This window comes from Sarcina sp. DSM 11001 (genome assembly GCF_900101015.1).
In the GTDB taxonomy this organism is placed as follows: Bacteria; Bacillota; Clostridia; order Lachnospirales; family Lachnospiraceae; genus CAG-791.
Genome location: NZ_FNFZ01000014.1, coordinates 14,036 through 31,949, shown reverse-complemented (window position 1 = coordinate 31,949; position 17,914 = coordinate 14,036). Strand labels below are relative to the sequence as shown.

The following is a 17,914-nucleotide window of genomic DNA, read 5'->3' as shown; positions in this document are numbered from 1 at the left end:
TGACCAAAAACCGGGGATAAAAATTAGATATTCTTGAGGGTTGAAATCTACTCTGACAGGCTTTAAAATAAATTTACGAAAACGTATTCGTAAACTGCAGCGCTTGTTGAAACCGGATTCGAAAAACGCAAATTGCAGAGGCCTTATTGAGAAACTTTTATCGAAAAGTACATTTGAAAAAGGTAAGGAAGGTATTTGAAAAGCACTTATTTTCATACGGGAAGTGGAAATCATGGGAAACGGAAAAGGCAGTATTACGATCAAAGATATCGCCACGAAATGCGGTGTTTCGGCTTCAACCGTCAGCAAAGCACTGAATAATTACGGTGATATCAGTCCGGAGACTGCTGAACTGATTCGGAAGACAGCCAGGGAAATGCACTATGTACCGAATACAGCCGCAAGGCAGCTCAAGACAAATACATCGCACAATATCGGTGTGCTGTTTGTGGACGGCATGAACTCCGGACTGACCCATGAGTATTTTTCGGGGATTCTGGATGCTGCCAGGGACGAAGCGGAGAGGCTCGGATATGACATTACATTTATAGGGAAAAACATCGGCGGTATGCCGATGACCTATCTGGAGCACTGCCAGTACCGGAAAGTTGACGGAGTACTGATCGCGAATGTGAATTTCTCAGATGCCGGTGTTATTGAACTGGTAAAAAGTGAGATCCCGGTCATCACCGTTGATTATGCTTTCGACAGCACCAGCTGTGTCATGTCGGACAACATGGAAGGCTGCTATGCCCTCACTTCTTTTCTGATCGGAAAGGGGCACCGCAAAATTGCTTTTATATACGGAGAAAGGACCTCTGTCACCAATAAGCGTCTCGTAGGCTTTAACCGCGCCATGAGGGACCATGGGATAGAGCCTGACGAAAGGTACCTTGTCCAGGGGCGTTTCCACGACCCGCAGAAAAGCCGGGAGGCGACAAGATATCTGATGGAGCTGCCGGATCCGCCGACAGTCATCCTGTATCCGGATGATTTTTCCTATATCGGGGGAATGACGGAGCTGGAAAAAATGGGACTCTCTGTTCCGGAGGATGTCAGTACTGCAGGGTATGATGGAGTTCCGATCAGTCAGTTTCTCCGCCCAAGGCTGACGACCTACCATCAGGACGCGGAACAGATCGGACGGGTCTCTGCCAGAAAGCTCGTTGAGACGATTGAAAACAAAAAGACATGTATTCCGGAGGAAATATCCGTGTCCGGTTATGTGCTGGAAGGAACCAGTGTCGCAGCAGTCTGAAGTATTGTAGACAGAGCCGGTTCTTCCTGTTCCTGCACAGGCACAGGCTTTAAAGACACGACTGCGCCTGCAGGTGAAAAAGAGATCTGCTCTTTGGGCGGGCACAGGCCTTCTCCGCCGGCAAAGAAATTCATCCATGTTCACCACCACAAAGGTTCATTCAGATAAAACAAAATCTGTCATGAAAGGAGTAGTTATGAAAAAGAGAATGATCAGTATCTTATTGGCTGGCATAATTGCCGCGTCTCTCGCAGCCTGCGGCAGCTCCGGCGGGGCCGGCAGTACCAAACCTGCGGAAACAACCGGCGCGGCAGGTGACGAAGCCAGCGAGGGAAAGGTCCTCAACATCCAGTGCTGGAATGATGAATTCGCCAGGAGAATGCGCGACCATATGCCCGGATATGAAGCCGCCGATAAGGATGACGCCACAAAAGGCGGGAAGATCGGCGATGTGCAAGTCACATTCACTGTGACGCCGTCCACCGACAACGCTTACCAGAACAATCTGGACGCAATCCTTCCGGAGAATATGGATGAAGCCGCGGATGACAGAGTAGACCTCTTCCTCGTTGAAGCAGATTACGCGCTCAAATATGTGAACACACCTGTTGCCCTTCCAATCTCCGACCTCGGTATTACAGAGGAGGAGCTGGCAAATCAGTACCAGTATACAAAGGATATTGTCACAGATGCGGACGGCAATCTGAAGGGCCTGACCTGGCAGGGCTGCCCCGGCGTCCTGATCTACAACAGGGATATTGCCAGGGAAGTTCTCGGCTCCGATGATCCCGATGAAGTCCAGAAGGCAGTTGCGGACTGGGATACCTTCGATAAGACAGCAGCCTTATTGAAAGAAAAAGGATACAAGATCACCTCCACCACCAATGATTCCTACCGTGTATTCTCCAACAACGTCACCTCTCCCTGGGTCGTTGACGGAAAGATCAATGTCGACGACAACATCAAGGCCTGGGTCGATATGTCCAAAGAGCAGGTTGATGCAGGAGAGACCGGGACTGCTGATCTCTGGTCCACCGACTGGTCAAAGGGCTTTGCCAAAGACGCGAACGTATTCTGCTACTTCGGACCGGCATGGCTGATCAACTTCTCCATGGGCAATGTGGACGATGGTGCCAATGAAGATGACGGATCCCGTACATTTGCAGGCGGATGGGGCGCAACTGTAGGTCCCCAGGGCTTCTACTGGGGCGGCACATGGATCTGCGCAGCCGCAGGTACAGACAACCCCACTCTTGTCGCTGAAATCATGAGACAGATGACAACCAATGAAGAAGTCATGACCGACATTGTCAAGATGGACAATGACTTCGTAAACAACAAACCTGCCATGGAAGCGGCGGCAACCGACGACAGCTTCGCATTCAAACCCCTGGGAGGCCAGAATCCTCTCGCAATGTTCTGTGAAGGCGCCGATAAGATCCAGCTCTCCAACATTTCCGAATATGATCAGGGCTGCAACGAATCCTTCCAGCTGTCCATGAAGGAATACTTCGAAGGCAACGCGACCTATGACGAAGCGCTCCAGGCTTTCTACAAATCTGTCAAGGAAAAATATCCTGAGCTTGAGTATTGAGTTTCAGATTCCTTAAAAGTTCCTTAAAAGGTATTTACTTTTAAAGACGCATTGAACAGAGTATGACCGGCATTTGTGTGCCCCTTACATCGCTAAGGGGCACACATCGGACCAGACAGAGCATAATAACAGCTGGACATCATCAGTCATTGCCAGGGGCACACATCAGACTAAACAGCCCATCATAATCACAGGATCACACATTGTGATCATCAGAAAAGTACGGGGAAGTATTATGAAAAATATAAAAAACACGGAAAATAAAAAATCCGGAAATGTATTAAAACATAATCGCTGGGGGTATTATTTTCTGATTCCCTTCTTTCTCGTATTTATCGTGTTTCAGCTGATTCCGCTCGTATCAACGATTTATAACAGCTTTTTTGAACACTATTTTAGAAATGGACTGACGGAAGTAGGACCGAATTTTGTCGGTCTGAAAAACTTTAAAACACTTTTTTCGTCAGGAGATATTTTACAGTATTTTAAAAATACCATGATCATGTGGGTCATGGGATTTGTTCCCCAGATCGTTGTGTCTCTGGTTCTTGCCTCGTGGTTTTCGGACCCGTCCCTGCGGCTCAGGGGCAAAAAGTTTTTCCAGTCTGTCATCTACATGCCCAACCTGATCATGGCTTCCGCCTTTGCAATGCTGTTCTTCACCCTGTTTGCCGAAACCGGTCCGATCAATACGATGCTGATGCAGATCGGTCTTCTCCGGGCACCCTACAAATTTCTGTCCCGTACCTTCAGCGCGCGGGCAATGGTTGCCTACATGAATTTCCTGATGTGGTTCGGGAACACAACGATCCTGCTGCTGGCAGGAATACTCGGAATCGACCAGAGCCTGTACGAAGCGGCAGAAGTAGACGGCGCAACGCCGACCCAGATCTTTTTCCATATCACACTGCCTATCCTCCGACCGATTCTTTTATATGTGGTGATCACATCCCTGATCGGGGGCCTTCAGCTGTTCGACGTGCCGCAGATCCTGACCAACGGACAGGGCGGTCCCAACAGGACTACAATGACGCTGATCATGTACCTGAACAAGCACCTGTACAGCAAAAACTATGGACTTGGCGGCGCTCTCTCCGTCATCCTGTTTATTATTACAGGCATTCTGAGTCTCATCGTTTTCCAGGTCAACACCCGGACACAGCGATGATTCCTGTTCCCGGACCAAGGCCGGACACAGCAATGATGTCGATTTCAGGATCAATACCCTGACACAGCGATGAAGACAGATTGAAACTGACCGGACTGGTTTTATCTCTTTTAACAGCAAGGAGGACGAAAATGACAGAAAAATACGGGGAAAGAAAAACAGGCTTCAGCCTGAGCGTCGGCGCAAGGCGCATAATCGCCTATATCACTCTGATCGTATTCACCCTCCTGTGCCTGTTCTGGTTTTATCTGCTTTTTGTCAATGCAACCAGGTCAAAGGCACAACTCAACCAGGGTTTCACTCTGATCCCGAGCCGTTATGCACTAAAAAACCTCTATAATCTGTTCCACAACAGCAATCTCCCTATACTTCAGGGACTGTTGAACAGCTTCTTCGTGGCATTTTGTACAGCGGCTCTGAGTACGTACTTCTCCGCTATGACAGCGTATGCCATCTACGCCTATGACTTCAGGTTCAAGAAGGCAGTGTTCACCTTTATCCTTGCCATTATGATGATCCCTACCCAGGTCACTGCACTTGGATTTCTCCGCCTTTTGCGGGAAATTGATCTGATGGATTCCTTCATCCCGCTGATCGTTCCCGGTATTGCCGCACCGGCTGTTTTCTTTTACATGAAGCAGTATATGGAATCCAACCTGCCGAAAGAACTGCTGGAATCCGCACGCATTGACGGTGCAGGCGAACTGCGGACCTTTAATCAGATTGTGATCCCTCTGATGAAACCTGCTACTGCTGTACAGGGAGTCTTTTCTTTCGTCGCCAGCTGGAACAATTACTTTGTACCTGCTCTTGTCCTGAAAACAGACGTAAAAAAGACCCTGCCGATCCTCATCGCGACCCTGCGCTCTGCGGATTTCCTGAAATTTGATATGGCACAGGTCTATATGTTTATCTTCATGGCGATCCTGCCGGTCATCATAGTCTACATTTTTATGGGCAGAAAAATCGTGGCGGGACTGACTTCAGGCGCTGTAAAAGGATAATTAACTGCTCCTGCTGAAGACCGGAGACCGCCTGTCTCTAAACAAATTTTCCCAAAAACATCCCCCGCGGGCCCTGTTCGTCCTGCCGGAGATGTTTTTCTTTGATTTAGCTGGTCTATGATTTATCAGGTTTTGATTGTCCTGAGCTCTGGTTTATCTGAGCGGGGCAGCCATGGAATGCTGGTGCAGGATCGGTGAAACCGTGATAAAATTGTTTTCATCCACTGTACCGTCACATTAACAGATCACCCGGCCCTGACCATTGGGAGTGAAACAAAATGCCTTTTAGAATCATTCGGAACGACATTATAAAAGTACACGCGGACGCGATCGTAAATACCGCGAACCCGGAGCCGGTCTTTGACCGGGGAACAGATCAGGCAATCTATCAGGCCGCTGGAAAGAGGAAGCTTCTCCGTGAGCGGAAAAAGATCGGCCGTATCGCTGCAGGCGAAGTGGCAGTGACACCGGCTTTTAATCTCCACGCAAAATATATTATCCATACAGTAGGACCGGTCTGGGTGGACGGGAATCACCGGGAGCTGGAGCTTCTGGCTTCCTGCTATCGCAAATCACTCCTGATCGCGCGGCAGCTGGAGTGCAGAAGCATCGCATTCCCATTGATCTCCACCGGTGTTTATGGCTTCCCGAAAGACAAGGCGCTGGACATTGCCCTCGGGGAGTTTTCTTCCTTCCTTGCGCCTTCGGAAGACGCTGCGGATGGCGGTTCGGATTCGGGATTAGATTCAGGATCAGATTCGGGTTTAGATTCGGGATTAAAAGAAGAGATGGACATCACACTGGTGGTCTTTGACCGGAAAGCCTTTGACCTGTCTTCCAATCTGACTGCCGGAGTCGAACAGTATATCGATGAAAACTATGTGGATGACAGACACATAGAAGAATACGGAACAAGTTATCACAGTCGGGAGAAAGGAAATTCTGCCGGCCCGGAGCGCCGCCGCAGGTCTGTTTTTGAAAGACTTTCTTTCCCCAAAAGGCAGTCGGGCAGACCAGTTCCCGGAACATCTTCCGAATATGGAACAGGCGGGTCCGCGCCGCATTCATGGGGGCAAAGAGAAGAGTTCCCTGATGAAGATTTTCATCGTGCCGGATCCCTGCAGGAGCCATATATTCATGCTGATTCCCTGCAGAAACCGCTTCAACATGCTGAATCCCTTCAGGATGTTTCTTCTCCATATACAGAAAACAGAAAAGGATACCGCCCGTCCATTACCGGGGGTCTGCAGGCCAGAAGCCTTCAGGATGTGATCTCTCAGGCGGGAGAGACCTTTCAGGAAAGCCTGCTTCGCATGATCGATGAACGTGGATTGAACGACACCCAGGTCTATAAGAGGGCCAACATCGACAGGAGGCTTTTCTCCAAGATCCGCTCGAACAGAGAATACATCCCTAAGCGGCAGACTGCTGTCTCCCTGGCGCTCGCTCTGGAGCTCAACATGGACGAGACCAGAGACCTGCTGGGGCGGGCCGGCATAGCCCTGTCCTGTTCCAGCAAATTTGACCTGATCATCAGCTACTGCATCCAGAACGGGATCTACGACATCATCCGCATCAACGCGATCCTGTTTGACTACGGCCAGCCCCTGCTGGGAGCCTGACAGCCGTGAGATCATGACTAATGCATCTGATAACTACGGCCAGCCTCTGCTGGGAGCCTGAAGCAATACCGGCGTATTCTTGTAATTTGAGTTATGTGAGACTTGACACAGACTTCAGGTACACCTCTCCGGCACTGTAAATACCTGTTTTGACAGCAGTAAAAACCCGCTTCAGCACCAGTATAATCTGCTTTGACAGCAGTAAAAACCCGCTTCAGCACCAGTAAAATCTGCTTCGACAGCAGTAAAAACCCGCTTCGGTACCAGTAAAAACCTGTTTTGATAATAAAAATGTCGCCTCCGGGGCGACCTTTTTTTATGTGTCCATTGCTATGATGTTCCTGTAAAGAAAAAAACTGATCCGGATGCAGGCCGGAAGACGTTCCCGCGTTCCTCGGTCTGCATTCTCATCAACAAGTCATACAGGCCGGCAAGTCATACAAGAAGAAAAGGCCAAAAAGATAAGGAGGAAGAATCATGAAAAAAGGATTGACAGAACTGGTAATGATCCTGGACAGAAGCGGATCCATGCAGGGGCTGGAGGCCGACACGATCGGAGGATTCAACGGCATGATTGAGAAACAGAAAAAAGAAGACGGAGAAGCCTATGTTTCCGTCATTCTCTTTGATGATATCAACGAGGTCCTCTATGACCGCGTTCCAATCGGGAAAGTCGAACATATGACGGACAAACAGTATTTCGTGCGGGGCTGCACAGCCCTTCTGGACGCAGTTGGAGGAGCGATCCATCATATCGGAAATGTCCACAAGTACGCCAGAGAGGAGGATGTTCCCGAAAAGACGATTTTTGTCATCACTACAGACGGTATGGAAAACGCCAGCCGCAGGTACAGCTATGAAAAAGTGCGCAGAATGATCGAGCGGCAGAAGGAAAAATATAACTGGGAGTTTCTGTTCCTGGGAGCCAATATTGACGCAGTCAAAGAGGCGGCCAGGTTCGGGATCCAGGCGAGCCGGGCAGCCAACTGGGTGCATGACAGCGCCGGCGCGGCCCTGAATTACTCCGTCCTCTGCAACGCGATCAGCGGTGCCCGCGCAGCCGGATCCGCCAGGGAGATGAATGAAATGTTTGACAGCGACGAAGCTATGGAACCGATCCGCAGAGATTATCTCAGGCGCGGAAAGAGCAAAACCACTGAAAGTAATAAACACTAAAAGTAAAAAACACGCAGTCATCGCGCTTTATTTGACATCTTTTCCTGTTCGGGATAAGATAACTAAATCAAGTTACTGACCGCCGCCGGGGAAAGCTCTGGCTTTCCCCAGGTGCCGGTAAATCATCGCAGCAAGAGAAAGGACAGTGCCGATGACTGATCTTAAAAACAGAGATTTTCTGAAACTCCTTGACTTCACACCCGAGGAGATCTTCAGCCTCGTGGACCTGGCAGCAGACCTCAAGGAAAAAAAGAAAAAGGGAATCCCCCACCGTTATTGCGAGGGAAAGAACATCGCCCTGATCTTCGAAAAGACCAGCACCCGCACCCGCTGTTCTTTTGAAGTCGCAGCGCACGATCTGGGAATGGGAACGACCTATCTGGATCCCAGCGGATCCCAGATCGGCAAGAAGGAAAGCATCGCCGACACAGCCCGCGTTCTCGCCGGCATGTATGACGGCATTGAATACCGGGGCTTCGGACAGGAAATTGTCGAGGATCTCGCGAAATACGCAAAGGTCCCGGTCTGGAACGGGCTTACGAATGAGTTTCATCCTACCCAGATGCTGGCCGACCTGCTGACGATCCGGGAAAATTTCGGCAGGATCAGCGGGATCAGACTCAGCTTTTACGGCGACTGCCGTTACAACATGGCTAACTCCTGGATGGTGGCCGGAGCCAAGTGCGGAATGCACATCACCCTGTGTGCAAACAGCGCCTATTTCCCGGATGAAGCACTGGTACAGCAGTGCCGCGAGATCGCGGCCGGGACCGGCGGCAGCATCACCCTGGAAGAAGATCCTCTCGCAGGTGCAAAGGACGCCGACGTCCTCTACACGGATGTCTGGGTTTCCATGGGCGAACCCATGGAGGCATGGGCAGAGCGCATTGAACAGATGAAGCCCTACCAGGTCACAGACCAGCTGATGGCAGCTGCCTCGCCGGACGCCATCTTCATGCACTGCCTGCCGGCCTTCCATGATCTCGGAACCTCTATTGGCAGAGAGATCCATGAAAAATTCGGCCTGAATGAACTCGAAGTGGCTGATTCTGTGTTTGAGGGACCGCAGTCCCGTGTCTTTGAAGAGGCTGAGAACCGCATGCATACCATCAAGGCCGTGATGGCTGCTACCCTGATGTAAGGAAAACAGAGCATTGGACAAAAAGAAGGAAATACTGCGCCGGCTGTCTGCCTCGGATAACTATGTCTCCGGGCAGGAGCTCTGCGCAGAACTGCAGGTGTCCAGAACAGCTGTGTGGAAGATCATAAAAAAGCTGAAGGAAGAAGGATATCCTATCGAGGCGGTGACTAATAAGGGCTACCGCCTTCTTTCCATTGCGGAGGCGGACGTCTATAACCATGAGACGATCAGCAGGAACCTGACCACAGAATGGGCAGGCCGCCCCCTCATCTTTAAAGAAGAGACCGGCTCCACCAACGATGACATCTTTGCTCTCGCCGCAGAGGGATATCCCCATGGCACCCTGGCCGTCGCGTCCCGGCAGACAGCAGGGAAGGGACGCAGAGGTAGGAACTGGATCTCACCGCAGGACGGAAATATCTACATGAGCATCCTGCTCAAACCTGACATCAGGCCTGAGAACGCTCCTGTCCTCACAGTGGTCATGGCGCTTTCCGTCTATCAGGCGATTGAAGCCTTGCCTGAACTGCAGCATTCGCAGGCTGGATCCCCCGAAACCAGCCTGACGACGTCCGCAATGCCGGAAGAAGCACGAATAAATGAACCCGTAAAAATCTCTTTTGGTATTAAATGGCCGAATGATATCGTTGCTTCTGTAAACGGAGGCCCTTACAGGAAACTCTGCGGGATCCTCACAGAAATGCGCATGGAAGACAATGAGATCAGCGCCATCACGATCGGCAGCGGCCTCAACGTCAACCAGACAGCTTTCGAGCCGGAGATAGCGGAAAACGCGACTTCCCTTTCCCTCACGTTGGGAGACCAGATCAACAGGGCTGCCCTGACGGCCGCCGTCTGGAAATTTTTTGAAAAAAACTATCAGGTTTTTGCACAGACCGGCGATTTTTCCGGACTGCGCGGGTCCTACGAAAAGGGCCTTGTGAACAAGGGAAGAGCAGTCCATGTACTTGATCCACAAAAACCCTTTACCGGCACTGCGGTCGGGATAAACGACCACGGGGAGCTTCTCGTAGAACCCGATGACGGAGGCCCGGTCCGTGCGGTCGGCACCGGAGAAGTATCCGTCCGCGGCGTCGCGGGGTATGTGTAAATCTATACACACCCGTGAGTCTTGTGTAATGAAGAATGAGACGCATAAGAATATGTTTTCCCGCATTTAACATTGCATTTGCAAAAAACGGAGTTCCACTGGCAGCTGCTGTTCAAAGCGGCTGGACCAAGATAAGGGTAAATAGACCAATATAAGGACAGAAGAACCAATACAAAGGTAAACAGTAAAAAATGGATTTCGACAAAAGCAGCATAGAAGAGGAGTACGCAGGTCAGGACAGATACCGCATCGTGATCTGCGGAGCAAACTCCTACGATAAAAAATATTATTTCAACAAAAAATTCGACAATCTTCCCACCAATATCAAAGAAGAGCTCCATATAATCTGTGTGCTCTTTACGGAAGAAGCGGGCGGCATTTTTACGATTTCCTTTACCCCCTTCGGACACATCGAATTTGACACCCGCCACGAAGAGGGCGACCTTCTGTACGACGAGATCAGCGCCCGCCTGCTGATCAAGGAGATCCGCATGCGAAAACGGGAAATGCTCGATGCGCTCTCCATCTATTTCCGCGTGACCTTCCTGCACCAGAATCCCGCGGACCTGATCGAAAACTACGAAGAAGAGGAACCGTGAGCTTCCTTTGCCGTATCTTTGCAGAGGACAGGATTCCGCATGGATGCTATCCGTATTCCACCTGTTGTTCCACATGAATATGGATAAACAAGAATATAGATAAACAAAAATGATGACAGAAAACAGAAACACACCCTTCCAGATTGGAAAAGTGACTGTTCCGGGCCGGGTCATTTTCGCGCCGATGGCAGGTGTCTCCGACCTTCCCTTTCGCCTCCTGTGCAGGGAACAGGGCGCTGCCCTTGTCTGCATGGAGATGATCAGCGCCAAAGCGATCACTTACCGGAACGCAAGAACTGCCGACCTGATGGAAACCAGTCCCGCGGAAGCCCCGGTCTCCCTGCAGCTCTTTGGACGGGAACCGGAGATCATCGCGCAGGCCTGTGAAATGATCGAGGACAGAGCATTTGATATTCTCGACATCAACATGGGCTGCCCGGTGCACAAGGTCACCGCGAACGGAGAAGGCTCTGCCCTCATGAAAGACCCGCAGCTGATTGAAAAGATCGTCGCTGCCGCCGTTTCAGGCACTACCCGCCCCGTCACTGTCAAGATCCGGCGGGGATTTGAAGAAGGGAGCGAGACGGCTGTCGAATGCGCCCTGGCTGCCCGGCAGGGCGGCGCGTCTGCCGTAGCGGTCCATGGGAGGACCCGCGCCCAGATGTACTCCGGAAAAGCGGACTGGACCTGCATTGCCAGAGTCAAGAAAGCTCTGGACATTCCCGTGATTGGAAACGGAGATATCGTGGACGGACCATCCGCCCTCCGGATGATGGAGGAGACCGGCTGCGACGCAGTCATGATTGCCCGCGCCGCCAGGGGAAACCCCTGGATCTTCCGGGAAGTGAACGCCTGGCTGACCGACCGGACCGTACCGGAGCGTCCTTCCAGAAGACAGGTGATCCAGATGCTCCTGCGCCACGCCCGCATGCTCTGCGAATACAAGGGTGAAAAAATCGGTATCCGCGAAATGCGTGCCCACGCCGCCAAGTACCTCGCGGGTTTTCCTTCCGCAGCGCGGGTCCGCAATATGGTTGTCAAAGTCAACACCCTTGCGGAACTTGAGCAGCTGTTAAAAAAAGAGTATCCTTACGCCTGAACGGAGTGTACTAATGCATCCCGACAGTATATCCCAGCTCCCGGCGCGCAGTGTGTCCAATATTACTCAAACAATTGACAGAAAGCCCGGATACTGTATATAATATTTTGCCGCTGTAAATTAGAATAATTATCAGATCGTGAAAGCGGGGAGAAAAATATGGAAGAGAAAAAAATATTCTGACTTATGAAGGCCTCAGACAATATGAGGAAGAGCTGCACGAACTCAAGGTCGTGCGCCGCAAAGAAATCGCACAGAAAATCAAGGAAGCCAGAGAGCAGGGCGACCTGTCCGAGAACGCTGAATACGATGCCGCCAAAGATGAGCAGAGAGACGTCGAGGCGAGGATAGAGGAACTGGAAAAGATCCTCAAGAACGTGGAAGTCGTCGCAGAGGAAGATGTCACTTCCGACCACATCAATATCGGCTGCACCGTCAAGATCAAAGATCTGGAGGATGGAGAAGTCGAGACCTACAGGATTGTCGGCTCCACCGAGTCCAACAGCCTGATGGGAAAGATTTCCAACGAATCCCCTGTCGGCAAGGCACTCATCGGAGCTTCCGTCGGAGACGTGGTCAGTGTCGAGACTCCGGATGGCGAATACAAATACGAAGTCCTGGAAATCAGCAAGACCAGCCAGGGCTGAACATGACAGAAAACCGTTTACTGCTGTTTCCTGACCTGCAGATCAAACCCGGCACATCAAGCACGGAATCAGGACCAGAGCCCTTTACATTCTGCCGGATCTGATCCGGCAGAAGAGGGACAGCAGCAGACGGCGGCACATAAAGGAGTTACTCATAAAGGAGTTACAATGGGAGAAAAGAATCAGCAGAAGAACCAGCAGAATAATCAGCAAAAAGGACAGCAGAAGACTCAGGATGTAACCCAGCTGCAAAAGGTCCGCCGCGAGAAGCTGGCGGAGCTCCAGGCAGCCGGAAATGATCCCTTCGTGATCGTCAAATATGACCAGACCCATCATACTGCCCAGATCCGCGACAATTATGATGAATTCGAAGGCAAAGACGTCTCCATCGCCGGCCGTATGATGTTCAAGCGCGTCATGGGCAAGGCTTCCTTCTGCAACATCCAGGATCGCGACGGTCGCATCCAGGTCTACGTCGCCCGCGACGAGATCGGTGAAGAAGCCTACAAGGGATTCAAAAAGATGGACATCGGCGACATTCTCGGTGTCAAGGGCTTCGTCTTTAAGACCAAGACCGGTGAGATTTCCGTCCATGCCAAAGAGCTGACCCTTCTCTCCAAGTCCCTGACTCCCCTGCCGGAGAAATATCACGGCCTGGAAGACACCGACACCCGATATCGTCAGCGTTATGTTGACCTGATCATGAGCGACACCTCTCGCGACGTCTTCATTAAGCGTTCAAAGATCATAGCCGGCATCCGCCGCTTCCTCGCGGAACGCGACTTCATGGAGGTCGAGACTCCCATGTTGGTCTCCAATGCCGGCGGCGCGGCAGCCCGCCCCTTCGAGACTCACTTCAATGCCCTGGACGAGGATTTCAAGCTCCGTATCTCTCTGGAGCTCTACCTCAAGCGCCTCATCATCGGAGGCCTTGAGCGCGTCTATGAGATTGGTCGCGTCTTCCGCAATGAAGGCCTTGACACACGCCACAACCCCGAGTTCACTCTCATGGAGCTCTACCAGGCCTATACCGACTACCACGGCATGATGGACCTGACCGAGGACATGTACCGCTTTCTGGCCCAGGAGGTCTGCGGCTCTACCACCATTACATACAACGGCACTGAGATCGACCTGGGCAAGCCTTTCCGCCGCCTGACCATGGTCGACGCCATCAAGGAAGAGACAGGCATCGATTTCGACAAGGTCACCACTGACGAAGAGGCTAAAAAGCTCGCTGACGAGCGCCACATCGAATATGAGGCCCGCCACAAGAAGGGTGACATCGTCAACCTCTTCTTCGACGAGTTCTGTGAAGACAAGATGATTCAGCCCACCTTCATCATGGACCATCCCATCGAGATCAGCCCCCTGACCAAGAAAAAGCCCGATGATCCGACCAAGGTCGAGCGCTTCGAACTCTACATCAATGGCTGGGAGATGTGCAACGCCTATTCCGAGCTCAATGATCCCATCGACCAGCGCGAGCGCTTTGCCGCCCAGGATGCCCTGGCCGAGCAGGGCGACGAAGAAGCCCAGCACACCGACGAGGACTTTCTCTACGCTATGGAGATCGGCATGCCCCCCACTGGCGGCATCGGCTATGGCATCGACCGCCTCACCATGCTCCTCACCGACAGCGCAGCCATCAGGGATGTCCTGCTGTTCCCGACAATGAGAAGGAAGAAACAGTAAACCGCATAACTACGCGGATTCTAAGGCTTTTTTGCTCTTAAAGTGCAACACGAGTGCAACAGATTTTTCGAGATTGTTGCATTTGTAAAAGATTGTTTTAATAAGAAAAGGCATTCCTAAAGAGAAATTCTTTGGGAATGTCTTTTTTTGTGTCACAGGCAGAATAATTTGAATTGGAACTTAAAATGAGTTGCAATTCAAAAAAGATTATTTGAAAGGGGTGGAGTAAATGATGACGGAGCATTTCCAGTATATGCGATTACCAAAAAGGATCTGTCTGCCGCAGGGATTTTTGATAATATGCTTGTGCCTGACGGAGAAGATCCTGCGTGTATCATACAGGAACTTGGATATCAGATTCTTTTCGGGAATGGAGATGCAGTCGATCCTTTGACGGCAGTTCTCAGCATCAGAGAAGAGAAAAAATCGGATCCCAGGGTCAGCATGGCAATTGATGAGATGTTGGAGGAGCATGTATGGTAAGCCCGAATACTCCCTGGAATTCCCAAAGCGGGATAAGAAGGGCAAAAAGAAGATGAAGAGTAAATGGGATAGTCCTCGCAAATGGAATAATTATGATATTATTGTATTAGACAGGGTGATGGATACTACTTCGAACAATTATGCTTTAATATCCGGGAGACGGCACTTTGTATGACACTATTTGTTGGCCTTTGGCAGGGGGCGGAATTTCGGATGGTGTAAAACAAACACAGCTTCGGGGGACTTTCCAGGAGAGTGTAATAGCAATGAATAATAAAAGAGACAGGCAAAAGCAACTCAAATATATTGAACTGAAAACAGGATGGAATGACAATGGGCCTGCTTGGATCGGTTTTGTAAGAGAATCCCATTCTGGAAGAATGGTCTATTTTAATAATCATGCTTTCATAAGACACAGTGGGGAGTACAGCAATTATATAGACGTCGAATCTCAGGAAGAATACTGGATTTCCGGAGTTAAGAAAAACGGAGAAGACAGGCACTGGGCCGGCGGAGGCATCATCACAATTGATAAAAAGGCTGTTAATCTGTACCTGTCAATAACCGGAATGAAGGAGTTGCCGAAGAGCAGGTACAGAATTGAGAGTATTAAAGATGTGTTTCCTGTAGAGCGAATAAACGGAGTGTTGAATGGGAAAAACATTGCTTCCAAGAAAGAAAATATCTGATAAGAGAAAATTAGCAGTATCTTCGTTGAAACTCAGGAAGTAGACTGGATGTTGGCAGGAAGCAAAATGGCTATGCTTTGACTGGGGACGGAATTCCGGGTAGCGTAAAACATTTATCGAGGGAGGTTTCCAATGCATATGCCCATGTATAAGAATTATTTCTTTGATCTCTATGGCACGCTCGTCGATATCCGGACAGACGAACAGAAGCCCTCGCTGTGGCGCGACCTGGCGGAATTTTACTCACTCTGTGGTGCATCCTACACGCTCGAAGAGATTCGGGAACGTTATTTTGCCCTTTGCGCGGATGAGACTACAGTTTTTGCTGAGGCATGTCCGGAGCTTGGAAAAGATAGCGTAGAGATTGAACTGCGCATCGTCTTCCGCCGCTTGTTTGAGGAAAAGGGTATTACTGTCTCCGCAACACAAGTGGAGGATACTGCACGGTTGTTTCGAGCGTTGTCCTTCTGCCGTCCGCCGCAGCTGATGGAAGGAGTAAAAAATACGCTGGAGGGACTGCGCCGGCGCGGGGCTCATCTGTATCTGTTGTCCAACGCACAAAGCTGCTTTACCATGCCGGAACTTCGACGTCTTGGCCTTCTCGACGGAGTATTTGACGGGATTTTCCTTTCCTCCGACTTCGGTGTAAAAAAGCCCGCTCCTGCCTTTTTCCATGCGGCTCTTGAAAAAGCGGGTCTCTCCGGTTCCGATGTGCTGATGGTCGGCAACGACCCATACGCAGATATCCGTGGAGCTGACTCCGTCGGCATGAAAAGCCGATATATCCACAGCTGGCAGTCTCCTCCCCGAGGCTTCTCCCTGCCGGAAAGCTGCCGGGAGATCGTGTCACTTGAGGAACTGCTGAAGGACTGTTGACAGGATTTGATGCCGCTGACAGGCGGTTGGGAAATGGAGAAAACTTCTTTCCGACCTCCTTCAGGCACTATCCTTGAGACACTCTAATTCGAGGACGATTCGGTAAACTGGGAAACTGAAGCCGTTAATGCAACTGCAGAAACATGGGGACGGTCCTTTTGTTTCGAAATAAACATTGGGACGGTCCTTTCGTTTCGAAAATATAAACATGGGGACGGAAACAAAAGGACCGTCCCCATTTACCTGTTCCATTTACCAGCCGACTGGTTTATCCGCAGATCAGGTCTTCTATGTCGCAGTGAAGCGTTCCCGCCAGGGCGAGCAGCCCGGAGGCGGAAGCCTTCCTTATGTCCTTGGCTCCCTGCTCATACTGCTGGATCATGCGGAGAGATACACCGGAGCGCTCTGACAGCATTTTTTGAGAGCAGGCATTGAGACGGCGGATCTGCTGCAGACGGGCTTCCTTTCTGCTGCGCTCTCTGATCTGATCCGCCGCATATATAAATCTTTCTTCGGAGGCTTCATGCATTGCCGGGTACATGAAGAGGATGTCGCTCAAAGGCAGAAAACGGATGATGTCCCGGAATCGAAGTCCGCATTCCCACTGATAACGGGCGAGGATCCAGCCGGTCCAATATTCCGCAGAATATTCATTTGTACTTACAGCGGCGGGCAGGTCCCGGTACAGACCTGCCCGGCGTATTGTCTCGCATGCCAGTTCTGTCCCGGACATGCCGGATACATATCGGGGGCTGCCCTTCTCAAATCCATCAGCCAATCCGCCGGCGATGAACATCTCCATGAAGCGGTCCGGGAGCAGGCTGCATCTGCAGACAGCGTACTCCACTGCTTCACCCAGATTTTTCATTGCATCGTCCAGATAACACTGCGCATAGGCATACATATTGAGTCCTTTCCCTGATTTTGATCAACTCGTTATCAGAATAATCACATTTCTTAAATCTGCTTCGCTGTGCAGATATTTTTATTCAGTTCACAAATCAAGTCCACAAATCAGCTGTACCCGCTATCCTTAGAAGTTCTTCTTCACTGGGTACAGCCCGCACCAAATCCCTCATATACAGACCATCCAGATCATCAGATTCGAGAATTTCCTGCCATGATGATCTGGCGCCAAGGTCTCTCTGACTTCTTTGTATGTAGTAAACAGTATGATCTGCTATTTCATAGGATTCAAAATTGATCCGTCGGAATGCCTCCTGAGATTTCAGGACAATCTGTTCCCCGAGTTTTCCCAGATGCATGGCAGAGCCCAGCTGCTGCAGAGAAATCTCATTGTTCACAAAGGATCTTGCAAAAGAAAAATAGGAATCATCCGCACGATATCCCTTTACTATGTCAATTCCCTCAAGACTGATAAGATAATGTTCCTTCAGCCATGCCGCACCCTTTCGCATGACCGGAGTGGAAAGCCGGATCCTGCGGTTATTCATAAGAAGAGCAAGCCAGTGCAGAAGATGAAAGTCCGGTGTGTTCAGATTCAGGACATTCATTCCTTCCATGTCTATCAGATATACATTGATGTATCCATCAGATTTTTCTGAGACTGCCCACTCCCCTGCAAGTTCGAAATGTTCTGTACAATAAAACCCCTGCCCATAGTCATTGTATGGCCTGCTCATAGACAGGTCAGGAGCTTCTACAATCTGCTGAGAGCCGTGATACAGTGTGATTTTCTTCATAAACGTATCTCCAAAAGCAAAACCGGGAGAGAGATGTCAATAAAAAAGA

At 50.4% G+C, this 17,914-nt stretch carries 17 protein-coding genes; 15 read left to right on the top strand and 2 right to left on the bottom strand.

What is annotated here, in order from left to right; all coding sequences use genetic code 11:
- Nucleotides 1-232 precede the first annotated feature (232 nt).
- The 15 genes from BLT02_RS08960 to BLT02_RS08885 all read left to right on the top strand — a co-directional run bounded on the left by BLT02_RS08960 (nucleotide 233) and on the right by BLT02_RS08885 (nucleotide 16,162).
- On the top strand, nucleotides 233-1,258 hold the full coding sequence (locus BLT02_RS08960; protein WP_092994014.1) for a LacI family DNA-binding transcriptional regulator: 1,026 nt from the start codon (nucleotides 233-235) through the stop codon (nucleotides 1,256-1,258).
- A gap of 196 nt (nucleotides 1,259-1,454) precedes the next feature.
- Nucleotides 1,455-2,852, top strand: coding sequence for an extracellular solute-binding protein (locus tag BLT02_RS08955; protein ID WP_092994171.1), 1,398 nt, complete (start codon nucleotides 1,455-1,457; stop codon nucleotides 2,850-2,852).
- Nucleotides 2,853-3,087: 235 nt separating this feature from the next.
- Nucleotides 3,088-4,020: a carbohydrate ABC transporter permease gene (locus BLT02_RS08950; protein ID WP_092994011.1), complete on the top strand. Its 933-nt coding sequence runs from the start codon at nucleotides 3,088-3,090 to the stop codon at nucleotides 4,018-4,020.
- 131 nt (nucleotides 4,021-4,151) lie between these two features.
- The gene (locus BLT02_RS08945; protein ID WP_092994008.1) at nucleotides 4,152-5,024 is read left to right on the top strand and encodes a carbohydrate ABC transporter permease; all 873 of its coding nucleotides are present in this window, start codon (nucleotides 4,152-4,154) and stop codon (nucleotides 5,022-5,024) included.
- 278 nt (nucleotides 5,025-5,302) lie between these two features.
- A complete protein-coding gene (locus tag BLT02_RS08940) occupies nucleotides 5,303-6,646 on the top strand; it encodes a macro domain-containing protein (RefSeq protein WP_092994005.1) in 1,344 nt (447 codons plus the stop codon).
- A 477-nt stretch (nucleotides 6,647-7,123) separates the two neighbouring features.
- Nucleotides 7,124-7,822, top strand: a complete 699-nt coding sequence (locus tag BLT02_RS08935) for a vWA domain-containing protein (protein WP_242869751.1) — start codon at nucleotides 7,124-7,126, stop codon at nucleotides 7,820-7,822.
- 151 nt (nucleotides 7,823-7,973) lie between these two features.
- Nucleotides 7,974-8,963 carry an ornithine carbamoyltransferase gene (gene argF / locus BLT02_RS08930; protein ID WP_092994002.1) on the top strand — a complete coding sequence of 330 codons (990 nt, stop codon included), beginning with the start codon at nucleotides 7,974-7,976 and terminating at the stop codon, nucleotides 8,961-8,963.
- A 13-nt stretch (nucleotides 8,964-8,976) separates the two neighbouring features.
- Entirely contained in the window at nucleotides 8,977-10,074 is a 1,098-nt protein-coding gene (locus BLT02_RS08925; RefSeq protein ID WP_092993999.1) for a biotin--[acetyl-CoA-carboxylase] ligase, read from the top strand.
- A 191-nt stretch (nucleotides 10,075-10,265) separates the two neighbouring features.
- On the top strand, nucleotides 10,266-10,673 hold the full coding sequence (locus BLT02_RS08920) for a DUF6145 family protein (protein ID WP_092993996.1): 408 nt from the start codon (nucleotides 10,266-10,268) through the stop codon (nucleotides 10,671-10,673).
- A gap of 109 nt (nucleotides 10,674-10,782) precedes the next feature.
- Nucleotides 10,783-11,772, top strand: coding sequence for a tRNA dihydrouridine synthase DusB (dusB, locus tag BLT02_RS08915; protein WP_242869750.1), 990 nt, complete (start codon nucleotides 10,783-10,785; stop codon nucleotides 11,770-11,772).
- 176 nt (nucleotides 11,773-11,948) lie between these two features.
- Complete coding sequence (gene greA / locus BLT02_RS08910) at nucleotides 11,949-12,419, top strand: transcription elongation factor GreA (RefSeq protein ID WP_092993993.1); 471 nt, start codon at nucleotides 11,949-11,951, stop codon at nucleotides 12,417-12,419.
- A gap of 168 nt (nucleotides 12,420-12,587) precedes the next feature.
- Nucleotides 12,588-14,114, top strand: coding sequence for a lysine--tRNA ligase (gene lysS, locus BLT02_RS08905; RefSeq protein ID WP_092993990.1), 1,527 nt, complete (start codon nucleotides 12,588-12,590; stop codon nucleotides 14,112-14,114).
- Between the two features lie 300 nt (nucleotides 14,115-14,414).
- Entirely contained in the window at nucleotides 14,415-14,597 is a 183-nt protein-coding gene (locus BLT02_RS08900) for a hypothetical protein (protein ID WP_092993987.1), read from the top strand.
- A gap of 167 nt (nucleotides 14,598-14,764) precedes the next feature.
- Nucleotides 14,765-15,286: a mannose-1-phosphate guanylyltransferase gene (locus BLT02_RS08890; protein ID WP_242869749.1), complete on the top strand. Its 522-nt coding sequence runs from the start codon at nucleotides 14,765-14,767 to the stop codon at nucleotides 15,284-15,286.
- Between the two features lie 138 nt (nucleotides 15,287-15,424).
- Entirely contained in the window at nucleotides 15,425-16,162 is a 738-nt protein-coding gene (locus BLT02_RS08885; RefSeq protein ID WP_175453758.1) for an HAD family hydrolase, read from the top strand.
- Nucleotides 16,163-16,430: 268 nt separating this feature from the next.
- Here BLT02_RS08885 and BLT02_RS08880 read toward each other — a convergent pair whose 3' ends face one another.
- Nucleotides 16,431-17,066, bottom strand: a complete 636-nt coding sequence (locus tag BLT02_RS08880; RefSeq protein WP_092993976.1) for a helix-turn-helix domain-containing protein — start codon at nucleotides 17,064-17,066, stop codon at nucleotides 16,431-16,433.
- Between the two features lie 97 nt (nucleotides 17,067-17,163).
- Nucleotides 17,164-17,865 (bottom strand): DUF3990 domain-containing protein, encoded by a 702-nt coding sequence (locus BLT02_RS08875; RefSeq protein ID WP_092993973.1) that lies wholly within the window; start codon nucleotides 17,863-17,865, stop codon nucleotides 17,164-17,166.
- Nucleotides 17,866-17,914 lie beyond the last annotated feature (49 nt).

Excerpts from the sequence above, each read along its gene's own strand:
- BLT02_RS08960 (WP_092994014.1), top strand. The coding sequence starts at position 233 with ATGGGAAACGGAAAAGGCAGTATTACGATCAAAGATATCGCCACGAAA.
- BLT02_RS08955 (WP_092994171.1), top strand. The coding sequence starts at position 1,455 with ATGAAAAAGAGAATGATCAGTATCTTATTGGCTGGCATAATTGCCGCG.
- BLT02_RS08950 (WP_092994011.1), top strand. The coding sequence starts at position 3,088 with ATGAAAAATATAAAAAACACGGAAAATAAAAAATCCGGAAATGTATTA.
- BLT02_RS08945 (WP_092994008.1), top strand. The coding sequence starts at position 4,152 with ATGACAGAAAAATACGGGGAAAGAAAAACAGGCTTCAGCCTGAGCGTC.
- BLT02_RS08940 (WP_092994005.1), top strand. The coding sequence starts at position 5,303 with ATGCCTTTTAGAATCATTCGGAACGACATTATAAAAGTACACGCGGAC.
- BLT02_RS08935 (WP_242869751.1), top strand. The coding sequence starts at position 7,124 with ATGAAAAAAGGATTGACAGAACTGGTAATGATCCTGGACAGAAGCGGA.
- argF (WP_092994002.1), top strand. The coding sequence starts at position 7,974 with ATGACTGATCTTAAAAACAGAGATTTTCTGAAACTCCTTGACTTCACA.
- BLT02_RS08920 (WP_092993996.1), top strand. The coding sequence starts at position 10,266 with ATGGATTTCGACAAAAGCAGCATAGAAGAGGAGTACGCAGGTCAGGAC.
- dusB (WP_242869750.1), top strand. The coding sequence starts at position 10,783 with ATGATGACAGAAAACAGAAACACACCCTTCCAGATTGGAAAAGTGACT.
- lysS (WP_092993990.1), top strand. The coding sequence starts at position 12,588 with ATGGGAGAAAAGAATCAGCAGAAGAACCAGCAGAATAATCAGCAAAAA.
- BLT02_RS08900 (WP_092993987.1), top strand. The coding sequence starts at position 14,415 with ATGCTTGTGCCTGACGGAGAAGATCCTGCGTGTATCATACAGGAACTT.
- BLT02_RS08885 (WP_175453758.1), top strand. The coding sequence starts at position 15,425 with ATGCCCATGTATAAGAATTATTTCTTTGATCTCTATGGCACGCTCGTC.
- BLT02_RS08880 (WP_092993976.1), bottom strand. The coding sequence starts at position 17,066 with ATGTATGCCTATGCGCAGTGTTATCTGGACGATGCAATGAAAAATCTG.
- BLT02_RS08875 (WP_092993973.1), bottom strand. The coding sequence starts at position 17,865 with ATGAAGAAAATCACACTGTATCACGGCTCTCAGCAGATTGTAGAAGCT.